At 75.3% G+C, this 10,878-nt stretch carries 11 protein-coding genes and 2 pseudogenes; 6 read left to right on the forward strand and 7 right to left on the reverse strand.

Annotated elements, in window-relative coordinates:
• Positions 1 to 61 precede the first annotated feature (61 nt).
• From ACZ6CZ_RS10980 to ACZ6CZ_RS10995, 4 genes and pseudogenes are all read left to right on the forward strand, one after another.
• The gene (locus ACZ6CZ_RS10980; RefSeq protein ID WP_469017840.1) at positions 62 to 460 is read left to right on the forward strand and encodes a 6-pyruvoyl trahydropterin synthase family protein; all 399 of its coding nucleotides are present in this window, start codon (positions 62 to 64) and stop codon (positions 458 to 460) included.
• Positions 457 to 1,656 (forward strand): glycosyltransferase family 4 protein, encoded by a 1,200-nt coding sequence (locus tag ACZ6CZ_RS10985; protein ID WP_469017842.1) that lies wholly within the window; start codon positions 457 to 459, stop codon positions 1,654 to 1,656. Before ACZ6CZ_RS10980 ends, ACZ6CZ_RS10985 begins: the two co-directional genes overlap by 4 nt.
• Positions 1,653 to 2,591: a class I SAM-dependent methyltransferase gene (locus ACZ6CZ_RS10990; protein ID WP_469017844.1), complete on the forward strand. Its 939-nt coding sequence runs from the start codon at positions 1,653 to 1,655 to the stop codon at positions 2,589 to 2,591. Before ACZ6CZ_RS10985 ends, ACZ6CZ_RS10990 begins: the two co-directional genes overlap by 4 nt.
• Positions 2,588 to 3,508: pseudogene (locus ACZ6CZ_RS10995) on the forward strand (lysylphosphatidylglycerol synthase transmembrane domain-containing protein); the annotation flags it as partial. The gene ACZ6CZ_RS10990 and the pseudogene ACZ6CZ_RS10995, both read left to right, overlap by 4 nt.
• 104 nt (positions 3,509 to 3,612) lie before the next feature.
• Here the strand turns inward: ACZ6CZ_RS10995 and ACZ6CZ_RS11000 are convergent.
• Positions 3,613 to 4,389, reverse strand: a complete 777-nt coding sequence (locus ACZ6CZ_RS11000) for a creatininase family protein (protein WP_469017926.1) — start codon at positions 4,387 to 4,389, stop codon at positions 3,613 to 3,615.
• A gap of 39 nt (positions 4,390 to 4,428) precedes the next feature.
• On the opposite strand from ACZ6CZ_RS11000, the gene ribA reads away from it, so the two are divergent.
• Complete coding sequence (gene ribA, locus ACZ6CZ_RS11005) at positions 4,429 to 5,088, forward strand: GTP cyclohydrolase II (protein ID WP_469017847.1); 660 nt, start codon at positions 4,429 to 4,431, stop codon at positions 5,086 to 5,088.
• A 57-nt stretch (positions 5,089 to 5,145) separates the two neighbouring features.
• Here ribA and ACZ6CZ_RS11010 read toward each other — a convergent pair whose 3' ends face one another.
• From ACZ6CZ_RS11010 to ACZ6CZ_RS11020, 3 genes are all read right to left on the reverse strand, one after another.
• Complete coding sequence (locus tag ACZ6CZ_RS11010; protein ID WP_469017849.1) at positions 5,146 to 6,369, reverse strand: serine hydrolase domain-containing protein; 1,224 nt, start codon at positions 6,367 to 6,369, stop codon at positions 5,146 to 5,148.
• Between the two features lie 110 nt (positions 6,370 to 6,479).
• Positions 6,480 to 7,376, reverse strand: coding sequence for a LysR family transcriptional regulator (locus tag ACZ6CZ_RS11015; protein WP_469017852.1), 897 nt, complete (start codon positions 7,374 to 7,376; stop codon positions 6,480 to 6,482).
• A 53-nt stretch (positions 7,377 to 7,429) separates the two neighbouring features.
• A complete protein-coding gene (locus ACZ6CZ_RS11020; RefSeq protein ID WP_469017854.1) occupies positions 7,430 to 8,428 on the reverse strand; it encodes an NAD(P)-dependent oxidoreductase in 999 nt (332 codons plus the stop codon).
• Between the two features lie 56 nt (positions 8,429 to 8,484).
• Here ACZ6CZ_RS11020 and ACZ6CZ_RS11025 point away from each other — a divergent pair, with 56 nt between their 5' ends.
• Positions 8,485 to 9,090, forward strand: coding sequence for an LmrA/YxaF family transcription factor (locus tag ACZ6CZ_RS11025; RefSeq protein ID WP_469017857.1), 606 nt, complete (start codon positions 8,485 to 8,487; stop codon positions 9,088 to 9,090).
• 78 nt (positions 9,091 to 9,168) lie between these two features.
• Here ACZ6CZ_RS11025 and ACZ6CZ_RS11030 read toward each other — a convergent pair whose 3' ends face one another.
• From ACZ6CZ_RS11030 to ACZ6CZ_RS11040, 3 genes and pseudogenes are all read right to left on the reverse strand, one after another.
• Positions 9,169 to 9,762 carry a histidine phosphatase family protein gene (locus tag ACZ6CZ_RS11030; RefSeq protein ID WP_469017860.1) on the reverse strand — a complete coding sequence of 198 codons (594 nt, stop codon included), beginning with the start codon at positions 9,760 to 9,762 and terminating at the stop codon, positions 9,169 to 9,171.
• Positions 9,763 to 9,768: 6 nt separating this feature from the next.
• Entirely contained in the window at positions 9,769 to 10,653 is an 885-nt protein-coding gene (gnd, locus tag ACZ6CZ_RS11035; protein ID WP_469017862.1) for a phosphogluconate dehydrogenase (NAD(+)-dependent, decarboxylating), read from the reverse strand.
• Between the two features lie 6 nt (positions 10,654 to 10,659).
• Positions 10,660 to 10,878 (reverse strand): annotated as a pseudogene (locus ACZ6CZ_RS11040) (glucose-6-phosphate isomerase); the annotation flags it as partial.

A 10,878-nucleotide genomic window follows, 5' to 3' on the forward strand; every position in this document is an offset into this window, starting at 1 on the left:
GTCATCCCCCGGCCGGGAACGCCGGGGGGCACCAGACGCGCCGCACCTGGAGGGTCGTCCGTTGTTCAGCATCACCGTCCGCGATCACATCATGATCGCCCACAGCTTCCACGGCGAGGTGTTCGGCCCCGCGCAGCGACTGCACGGGGCCACCTTCCTGGTGGACGCCACCTTCCGCCGCGAGCAGCTGGACGACGACAACATCGTCGTCGACATCGGACTGGCCACGCGCGAACTCGGCGCGGTCGTCAGCGAGCTGAACTACCGCAACCTCGACAACGAGCCGGAGTTCGCCGGCGTCAACACCTCGACGGAGTTCCTCGCGAAGGTCGTCGCCGACCGGCTCGCCGAGCGCGTCCACAAGGGCGCCCTGGGCGAGGGCGCCAAGGGCCTGGCGGGGCTCACCGTCACCCTGCATGAGTCGCACATCGCCTGGGCCAGTTACGAGCGTGCGCTGTGACCGGCCGCACCGTCGACCGGGCGCCCCTGGACGGCGCCCCGCCCCTGGCCTACGTGCCCGCGCAGCGCGCGGGCCTGGACACCGTCGGGATCGTCCCCATGTCCCTGCGCACCGTGCACTTCGTCATGCCGGCCGGCGTCGACGACCCGGCCGTGCCCAGCGGCGGCAACGCCTACGACCGCCGGCTCTGCCTCGACCTGCCCGGCTTCGGCTGGCAGGTCACCCGGCACACCGTGGCGGGCGACTGGCCGCGCCCCGGCCCGGCCGCCCGCCGCGAACTCGCCCGCGTCCTGCGGGAGCTGCCGGACGGCGCGGTCGTCCTGCTCGACGGGCTGGTCGCCTGCGGCGTGCCCGAGATCGTCGGGCCCGAGGCCGAACGGCTGCGGCCGGCCGTCCTGGTGCACCTGCCCCTCGGTGACGAGACGGGCCTCGCCCCGGCCGTCGCCGCGGACCTCGACGCCCGGGAACGCGCCGTGCTGCGCGCGGTCCCCGCGGTCGTCGCGACCAGCGACTGGGCGGTCCGCCGCCTCGTCTCCCACCACGGACTCGCCCCCGACCGCGTCCACGTCGCCGCCCCCGGCGCCGACATCGCCCCCCTGGCACCCGGCACCGACGGCGTCTCCCGCCTGCTGTGCGTCGCCGCGGTCACCCCGCGCAAGGGCCAGCACCGCCTGGTCGAGGCGCTGGCGGCGGTCCGGGACCTGCCGTGGACCTGTGAGTGCGTGGGCGGCCTGAACCAGGACCCCGCGTACGTGACCCGGCTGCGCGCCCTGATCGACGAACACGGCCTCGGCGACCGCCTGCACCTGACGGGCCCGCGCTCCGGCGCCGCCCTCGACGCCCGCTACGCGGCCGCCGACCTGATGGTCCTCACCTCCTACGCCGAGACCTACGGCATGGCGGTCACCGAGGCCCTCGCCCGCGGCATCCCGGTGCTGGCCACCGACGTCGGCGGGCTGCCCGAGGCGGTCGGCCGGGCACCCGACGGCGGTGTGCCCGGCATCCTCGTCCCGCCGGAGGACCCCGCCGCCCTCGCCGCCGAGCTGCGCGGCTGGTTCGGCGAGCCCGACGTACGCCGCCGCCTCAAGGCCGCGGCCCGCGGCCGCCGCGCGGCACTCGACGGCTGGGCGACAACCGCCCGCAGCCTGGCCGGAGTCCTCCAGCGGCTCCCCGGCACCCCGCGGAGGGCGGCATGAGGAACACGACCGGCGAACCCGCCGGCGCGATCGCCGGCGCCGGACCCGTGGGGCGGCCGGGGGAGCGGGCCACCGTACGGCTGCGGGACGGCGGGCCGGACGAGCCGCCCCGGTACGCGCCCGAGTGGCTCCAGCTGCGGGAGGGCGCCGACGCGGCCGCCCGCGCACCCGAGCTGCTCGAACCGCTGCGGACCCGGCAGGCCGGGCTGCCACGCGGCACGGACGGCCTGGTCGTCCATGACCTGGGCTGCGGCACCGGCTCGATGGGCCGCTGGCTCGCCCCCCGCCTCGACGGCGCCCAGCACTGGGTCCTGCACGACCGCGACCCCTACCTCCTGCACTTCGCCGCCGCCGCCTCCCCGCGGGCCGCCGCCGACGGCAGCCGCGTCACCGTCGAGACCCGGCGCGGCGACGTCGCCCGGCTCACTCCGCCGGCGCTGGCCGGCGCGTCGCTGGTGACGGCGTCCGCCCTGCTCGACGTCCTCACCCGCCCGGAGATCGAGACCCTCGCGGACGCCTGCACCGGGGCGGGCTGCCCGGCCCTGCTGACCCTGTCGGTGGCCGGACGCGTCGAGCTGACCCCGGCCGACCCGCTGGACGCCGAACTGGCCGAGGCGTTCAACGAGCACCAGCGGCGCGCCGGACTGCTCGGGCCGGACGCCGTCACCGCGGCCCGCGAGGCGTTCACCGCGCGCGGGGCGACGGTACGGGTGCACGCCAGCCCGTGGCGCCTCGGTCCCGGGGAGTCCGCGCTGACGGCCCAGTGGCTGCGGGGCTGGGTGGCCGCAGCGGTCGAGCAGCGCCCCGCCCTGCGGGACCGCGCCGACCGCTACCTCCGGGACCGGCTGGCCGCCTGCGCGGCCGGCGCGCTGCGGGTCGTGGTCCACCACACCGACCTGCTGGCCCTGCCCGCCCCGACGGGCGAGACGTCATGAGCCCCCGTACGGCGGTCCGCCCGGCCCCCACCGCGCCGGCCCCCGCGGCCGTAGCGGCGGCTCCGGCACCGGCACCACCGGCCCCGTCACGCTTCGCCCGCCTCGACTCCCCGGCGCTGCGCACCCACGCGGGCACCGTCGCCGGAACCGTCATCCTGGCCGTGCTGCTGTGGCGGCTGGGCACCGGAGTCCTGCTGGACGGGCTGCGCAGGATCGACGCGGTGACGCTGCTCGCGGCCGTCGGCATCGGCGCCGTCACCACCGTGTGCAGCGCCTGGCGCTGGCAGCTGGTGGCCCGGGGCCTCGGTGCCAGGCTGCCCCTCGCCGCGGCCGTCGCGGACTACTACCGCGCCCTGTTCCTGAACGCGGCGCTGCCTGGCGGCGTCCTGGGCGACGTGCACCGCGCGGTCAGGCACGGCCGGAGCACCGGTGACCTCGGGCGCGGAGTGCGCGCGGTGGTCCTCGAACGCGTCGCCGGACAAGTCACGCTGGGCGTGACCGGCGCGGCCGTACTGCTCACGCTGCCCTCACCGGTGCTGGCCGACGTCCGCGGTTTCGCGGCGCCGGCCGCGCTGGCCGCCGCGGGCGCCTGCGCGGTGGCCGCGGCGGTCCGGATGAACCGGGCGCCGTCCCGGCGCGGCGGCGCCCTGAGCACGACCCTGCGCGAGGCCCGCGCGGCCCTGCTGTCCCGCGCCGCCTGGCCGGGTGTGACGCTGTCCTCGGCCGTCGTCCTGGCCGGGCACCTGGCCACCTTCGTGGTGGCGGCCCGGGTCGCCGGCTGCGCCGCCCGGGTGCCCGTGCTGCTGCCGCTCGCGGTGCTCGCGCTGGTCGCCATGGGCCTGCCGCTGAACGTCGGCGGCTTCGGGCCCCGGGAGGGCGTCACCGCCTGGGCGTTCGGCGCGGCCGGGCTCGGCGCGGGCAGCGGGGTCACCACCGCCGTGGTGTACGGCGTGCTCAGCCTCGTGGCGAGCCTGCCCGGCGCCGTCGTCCTCGTCACCCGCCGCCGGCGCGGCCCGCGCGGTCACTCCCGCACCGGTGCCGGTCCGTCGCCGGAGGTGAGCAGCGCCGCGTGCGCGCCGAAGGATTCCGCCAGGCTCGCCAGCAGTTCCTTCCCCTTTTCCGCCGACCCCAGGGAAGGACGGCCGATGACGCCCGAATCGGTATAGGCGGACATTCCCACGGTGAGGAGATGCCGACGGTCGTCGGCGATGAAATCGGCGGACTCGTGACCAGGGCGGACGAATTCGGGATGAGCGTGCAGCAGAATGGAGGTCTCGATTTCCCCCGCGTGCATGTCGGTGAGCAGCGAGGTGACGACGCCGGCCCGTTCCCGTGCCGTCTCCCAGTCCTCGGCGGCCGGGAACAGCGCCATCTTCTCGCCGCGCGCGGAGGCTTCCTGCACGACGTTGCCGAGCACGTAGTTGCCGCCGTGCCCGTTCACCACGACGAGCGCCTCGACGCCCGAGCGGCGCAGCGAGTCGGCGATGTCCCGCACCACCGCGTGCAGGGTCACGGCGGAGATGCTGACGGTCCCCGGCCAGGCCGCGTGCTCGTGGGAGCAGCCGATCGTCACCGGCGGCAGGAGGTGCACCGGGTGCGCGGCGGCGATCTCCCGGGCCACGGCACAGGCGACGAGCGTGTCCGTCGCCAGCGGGAGGAAGGGGCCGTGCTGTTCGTAGCTCCCGACGGGAAGGACGGCGATCCGGGCCGCACCGTCCGCCGCCCGCCTGCGTACGTCTTCCGTGGTGTCCGTCGGCACCATACTCTGTGCCGCCGTAGGCGAGCCCGAACCACTCATCTTTTTCACGGCCTTTCGTCTCTGCTTAGGAATCAGATCATGACAGAAAACCTCGGCGTCCTCGGCACGAAGTCCCCGCGGCGTTCTGGCGCGGAACGCGTAGTGAATGCCCCGCTGCCCACCGTGTACGGGGAATTCCAGGCGATCGGCTACCTCGACCACGACCGCGGGGACGAGCAAGTGGCGCTCGTCCACGGTGACATCGGTACGGAGAACGTGCTGACGCGACTGCATTCGGAGTGCCTGACCGGTGACGCGTTCGGCTCCCGGCACTGCGAGTGCGGCGACCAACTGGCGTCCGCGCTGCGGGCGGTGGTCGCGGCGGGCAGCGGCATCGTCGTCTATCTGCGGGGCCACGAGGGCCGGGGCATCGGCCTGCTGGCCAAGCTGCGGGCGATGGCGCTCCAGGCGGAGGGGCTGGACACGGTGGAGGCGAACCTGGCGCTCGGCCTGCCGGTCGACGCCCGCGACTACGGCGTGGCCGCCGAGATCCTGCACGACCTCGGGGTGCGTTCGGTGCGGCTGATGTCCAACAACCCGCGCAAGCGGGAGGCGTTGGTGCGGCACGGCGTCCAGGTCACCGAGCAGGTGCCGCTGCTGATCGAGCCGTGCGAGAGCAACATCACCTACCTGCGCACCAAGCGGGAGCGGATGGACCACATCCTGCCCCACCTGGACGCCGTCGCCCACGGCTCCTGACCCGGGAGCCGGGAGCCGGGAGCCGGCAGCCGGAACCGGGCCGGGCCTGCGGACCCGTCAGTCCAGGACCGCCTCGTGCGCCAGGCGCCGCAGCTCGGGGAAGATCTTCAGCTTCTTCGGGCGCACCTGGGTCATGAACTGCACGGTGACGTCACGGGCGGGGTCGATCCAGAAGGCGGTGCCGGCCACCCCGGTCCAGCCGTAGGTGCCCGGGGCGGCCGGGGCGAGGGTGCGCGCGGGGTCGACGACGACGGAGACGTTGAAGCCGAAGCCGAGGCCCGCGTTGCCGGGTTCCCGGTGCGCGGGGGCGCCGAAGGCCCGCAGGTCGGCGCCGCCGGGCAGGTGGTTGCGGGTCATCAGGGCGACGGCGCCGGGGGAGAGCAGCCGGACGCCGTCCAGTTCGCCGCCCCGGCGCAGCATCTCCATGAACCGGTGGTAGTCGTGGGCGGTGGCGACCAGGCCGCCGCTGCCCGACAGGAAGCGGGGGCGGCCCCGCAGCGGCAGCCCGGGGACCGGCTCGATGCCGCCGTCGTCGCTCTCGCCGTACAACTCCGGCAGCCGGTCCGCCTGTTCGGGCCGGACGTGGAACCCGGCGTCGGTCATGCCGAGCGGGCCGAAGATCCGCTCGGCGAAGAACGCGTCCAGCGGCCGCCCGGACACCACCTCGACGACCCGGCCGAGCACGTTGGAGGCGACCGAGTAGTTCCACTGCGTGCCGGGCTCGAACTGCAGGGGCTGGGCGGCGTACACGTCCACGGTCTCCGCGAGGTCCATGCCCGGCGGCACCGACGACTCCAGGCCCGCCTCGCGGTAGAGGGCGTCGACGGGGTGGGACCGGTAGAACCCGAAGGTCAGCCCCGCGGTGTGGGTGAGCAGCTGGCGGATGCGGACCGGGCCGTCCGCCGGGCGGGTGCGGACGCCGGCGCCGGTGCCGTCCACGTACACGCGGGGACCGGCGAACGCGGGCAGGTGGCGCTCCAGCGGGTCGTCGAGCGACAGCCGGCCCTCCTCGGCCAGCAGCAGCACGGCGACCGCGGTGACCGGCTTCGTCATGGAGTAGATCCGCCACAGCGTGTCCGCCTCCACCGGCAGCCCGGCCGCGACGTCGCGGTACCCGTACGTGGTGAGGTGGGCGACGCGGCCGCCGCGCGCCACGGCCACCAGGTAGCCGGGCAGGCGCCCTTCGTCGACGTGGGCGGCGAGGTGCCGGTCGAGGCGGTCCAGCGCCTTCACGTCCAGCCGGGCCTCGCCCGGATCGGCTTCCTGCCGCAGCTGTGCCATCGCTCTCCTCCGGTCGCGTCCTGCGCGGCGCCCCCCGGCTCCCGCGCGTGTCCCGTCCGCTCTCCATCGTCGCTCACGGCCACCCGCGGGGACCCCGTCCCGCCGCCGGGTCAGCGCAGGGCGTCGCGCACCGTGGCGCGCAGCCAGCGCTGTGCCGGGTCGGCGTCGAGCCGCGCGTGCCAGAACAGGCGTACGTCGAGTTCCGGCAGCGGCGCCGGGACCGGGAACCAGTGCAGGCCCAGGGTGGCGCCGTGCTGTTCGGCGAGGCGCTGGGGGACGAGCCCGACGTAGTCGGTCGACGCGACCAGGAGCGCGGCGACGGCGGAGGTGGGCACCACGGCGGCGACCCGGCGGCGCAGTCCGGCGGCGTCGAGCGCGTCGTCCAGCGGCCCGCGGGCGCGCCCCCGGCGGGAGGCCGAGACATGGGGAGGTTCGCACAGCTGCGCCAGCGTCGGGCGCTGGTGCCGGCTGAGCGGGCTGCCGGCGCGGACGATGCCGACCAGCCGCTCCCGGTACAGCGGGGCGGTGCGGATGTCGGGGGCCGTGAGGTCGCCGACGCCGATGTCCAGGTCGACCGAGCCGTCGCGCAGGGCCTCGACGCTCTCGGTGCCCTCGGCGACGAAGCGCAGGGTCACGCCGGGGGCGGCGGCGGCCGTCGCCTCGACCGCCGCCGTGGCCAGGGTCGCGGCCACGCCGTCGTTGATGCGGACGGTGAAGGTCCGGGCGAGATCGGCGACCGTGACCTCCCGGTCGGCGCTGATCAGCGCCGACGCCTCGTCCAGCAGCGAGCGCACCCGGGGGGCGGTGCGCAGCGCGAACGGCGTCGGAGCCATCCCGCGCCCGGCCCGCACCAGGATCGGGTCGCCCATCGCCCGCCGCAGCCGGCCCAGCGCGCGGCTGGTCGCCGGGACGGACAGGTGCAGGCGCTCCGCGGCGGCGGTGACGCTGCCCGTCTGGAGCAGCGCGTCGAACACCCGCAGCAGGTTCAGGTCCAACCGGTCGGTCACCGTTGCATCGTACGCAACCCCCACCAGCCGCCTTTGCGGAGCGGAGGGTGCCGCTATCCGGCCGCCCGGCCCCTGTCCGGCGGCGCCACCGCGTCCGTGCGGGCCTCGATCGCGCGCAGCACCGCCACCATGTCCTCGCCGCCGTGCCCGTGCGCCACGGTCTCCTCGAACAGGGCGTGGCAGGCGTCGAGCAGCGGTGAGGCGAGCCCCGCCGCCCGGGCGGCGTCGGCGATCAGCCGGTTGTTCTTGAGCACGTCCAGGGCGGCCGCCTGCACGCCGAAGTCCCGCTCACGCAGCTTGGGCGCCTTCATCCGCGAGACGCCGCTGGCCATCGGGCCCGCGTCCAGGACGTCCAGGAACAGCCGCCGGTCCAGGCCCTGGCGCTCGGCGAAGTGGAAGGCCTCGGTCAGCCCGGTCACCTGGGTGATCAGGAAGAGGTTCACGGACAGCTTCATCAGCAGGCCGCCGGGTGCCGCGCCGCAGTGGAAGATCTCCCGGCACAGCGGCGCGAGCAGCGGCCGTACGACGTCCACGGCCTTCTCGTCCCCGGCCGTCATCGCCACCAACTGCCCTTGTTCGGCGGGGACGCGTGAGCCGGAGACCGGGGCCTCGACGTAGTCGCCGCCCGCGGCGCGCACGTCGGCCGCCAGGGCGAGGGAGTGGCCGGGCGAGGTGGTGCCCATGTGGACGACGATCCGGCCCGCGACCCGCCGGGCGAAGGCCGGCGTGCCCCGGCCGAGCACCTCGTCGACCGCCGCCTCGTCCGCGAGCATCAGCAGCACCACGTCCGCCCGGGCGAAGACCGCCCCGGCGTCCGCCGCCACCTCGGCGCCGGCCGCCCGCAGGGGTTCGGCGCGGCCGGGGGTGCGGTTCCAGACCACCAGCGGAGTGCCGGCGGCGGCCAGGCGCAGCGCCATCGGCTGCCCCATCACTCCGAGACCGATGAAACCGACGTGCACGGATGCCGCCTTCCGCTCGACGTGCCGGGCCCGCGGGCGCCCGGGAACGGCCCGCCCCGCGTCGCTCGCCCGACCGACTATGACAGCGGTCATAGTAGCGGCTGTTATGACGTCGGTCATAGGCTGGCGGTGAGGAACGGAGGTCGAGGATGGCGGGGTCCGAGGAACCCACGCGGGGGCCGCGCGAGCGGATGGTGTTCAGCGCCGCACAGCTCATCCGGTGCGAGGGCGTCACCGCGACCGGCATGCGGGACGTCGCCGCCCATGCCGGCGCCCCGCGCGGCTCGCTCCAGCACTACTTCCCGGGCGGCAAGGAACAGCTGGTCAACGAGGCCGTGAGCTGGGCGGGCCGGTACGCGGGCAAGCGCATCGCCCGCTTCCTGGCGCGGCTGCCGGAGCCGACGCCGAGCGCGCTGTTCGCGGCGATGGTGGGGCAGTGGAGCGAGGAGTACCGCACGGCCGGGTTCGCGGCCGGCTGCCCGGTCGCGGCCGCCACCGTGGACTGCGCCTCGGCGGGCGCCTCGACCCGCCAGGCGGCGGCCGACGCCTTCGCCACCTGGCGGGCGCCGCTGGCCGAGGCCCTGACCGGCATGGACGTGCCCGCCGCCCGGGCGGACGCGCTCGCCGTCCTGATGATCAGCGCCCTGGAGGGGGCGATCCTGCTGGCCCGCGCCGAGCGGGACGTACGCCCCCTCACGACCGTGGCCCGCGAACTCGCCCCGCTGCTCGACGCCGCCGTGGCCCCGCCCTCCTGACCGGCCCCGCACGTCGGACGCCCCGGCCCGGGTCACCGACGGTGACCCGGGCCGGGGCGTCGTACCGCGGCGGGCCGGCTACGGCACCGTGTTCCACTCGGCGAGCACGGGCCGCCCGTGCTCGGTGGACAGGCGGCTGACCGTGCCGGTCGCCAGCTGGAACAGGCGGCCCTCGGCGGGCGCGAGGCCGAGCCGGCGGGCGGTCAGCACCCGCAGGAAGTGGGCGTGGGCGACGAGCAGCACGTCTCCGGTGCCGTCCGCCAATGCCGCGTCCACCCGGGCCAGCACCCGGTCGGCGCGCGCCCCCACCTGCTCGGCCGACTCGCCGGGGTGGCCCTGCGGGCCGGGCGGTACGCCGTCCGTCCACAGGTACCACCGCGGGCGCGTCCGGTGGATCGCAACCGTGGTGACGCCCTCGTAGCCGCCGTAGTCCCACTCGCACAGGTCCGGGTCGGGCCGGGCGCCGGTGACGCCCGCGAGGACGGCGGTACGCACGGCCCGGCCGAGCGGGCTGGTCAGCGCGAGGGCGAGGGTCCGGCCGGTGAGCAGGGGAGCGAGGGCCTTGGCCTGCTCCTCGCCGTGCTGGGTGAGGGGCAGGTCGGTCCAGCTGGTGTGCTGTCCCGACGCGCTCCACTCCGTCTCACCGTGGCGGACCAGCAGCAGGTCCCCCACGGCGGCTCAGTCCTGCTTCGCGGACTCGACGGCGTGGCCGCCGAACTGGTTGCGCAGCGCCGCGATCATCTTCATCTGCGGCGAGTCCTCCTGCCGGGAGGCGAACCGGGCGAACAGGGAGGCGGTGATCGCCGGGAGCGGCACCGCGTTGTCGATGGCCGCCTCGACCGTCCAGCGGCCCTCACCGGAGTCCTCCGCGTACCCGCGCAGCCGCTCCAGGTGCTCGTCGTCGTCGAGGGCGTTGACCGCGAGGTCCAGCAGCCAGGAGCGGATGACGGTGCCCTCCTGCCAGGAGCGGAACACCTCACGCACGTTCTCCACCGAACGGGCCTTCTCCAGCAGCTCCCAGCCCTCGGCGTAGGCCTGCATCATGGCGTACTCGATGCCGTTGTGGACCATCTTGGAGAAGTGCCCGGAGCCGACCTTGCCCGCGTGGACGAAGCCGTAGGGCCCCTCCGGCTTGAGGGCGTCGAAGACGGGCCGCAGCCGCTCGACGTGCTGCTTGTCGCCGCCGACCATCAGGGCGTAGCCGTTCTTCAGCCCCCACACGCCGCCGGAGACGCCGGCGTCGAGGAAGCCGATGCCCCGCACGCCGAGTTCGGCGGCGTGTTTCTCGTCGTCGGTCCAGCGGGAGTTGCCGCCGTCGATCACGGTGTCGCCCTCGGCGAGCAGGTCCTTCAGCTCGTCGATGACGGACTGGGTGGCGGTGCCGGCCGGCACCATCACCCAGACGGCGCGCGGCGCGTCGAGCTTCTCGACGAGTTCGGCGAGGCTCTTGACGTCGGAGACCTCGGGGTTGCGGTCGTAGCCGATGACGGTGTGGCCGGCGTGGCGGATGCGCTCGCGCATGTTGCCGCCCATCTTGCCGAGACCGATCAGTCCGAGCTGCATGTCACTTCACTTCCTGAGAGAACGGTAGGCGGCGACGAGGGCGCGGGTGGAGGGATCGAGTCCCGGCACGTCCGCGCCCTCGGTGAGGGCGGGTTCGATGCGCTTGGCGAGGACCTTGCCCAGTTCCACGCCCCACTGGTCGAAGGAGTCGATGTTCCACACCGCGCCCTGCACGAACACCTTGTGCTCGTAGAGGGCGACGAGCTGGCCGAGGACCGACGGGGT

It is taken from the genome of Streptomyces sp. NPDC041135 (assembly GCF_055592085.1).

Coding starts and splice junctions, on each gene's coding strand:
- gnd (WP_469017862.1), bottom strand. CDS start 10,653: ATGCAGCTCGGACTGATCGGTCTCGGCAAGATGGGCGGCAACATGCGC.
- ACZ6CZ_RS11000 (WP_469017926.1), bottom strand. CDS start 4,389: ATGAGTGGTTCGGGCTCGCCTACGGCGGCACAGAGTATGGTGCCGACG.
- ACZ6CZ_RS11025 (WP_469017857.1), top strand. CDS start 8,485: ATGGCGGGGTCCGAGGAACCCACGCGGGGGCCGCGCGAGCGGATGGTG.
- ACZ6CZ_RS11010 (WP_469017849.1), bottom strand. CDS start 6,369: ATGGCACAGCTGCGGCAGGAAGCCGATCCGGGCGAGGCCCGGCTGGAC.
- ACZ6CZ_RS11020 (WP_469017854.1), bottom strand. CDS start 8,428: ATGACCGCTGTCATAGTCGGTCGGGCGAGCGACGCGGGGCGGGCCGTT.
- ribA (WP_469017847.1), top strand. CDS start 4,429: ATGACAGAAAACCTCGGCGTCCTCGGCACGAAGTCCCCGCGGCGTTCT.
- ACZ6CZ_RS10990 (WP_469017844.1), top strand. CDS start 1,653: ATGAGGAACACGACCGGCGAACCCGCCGGCGCGATCGCCGGCGCCGGA.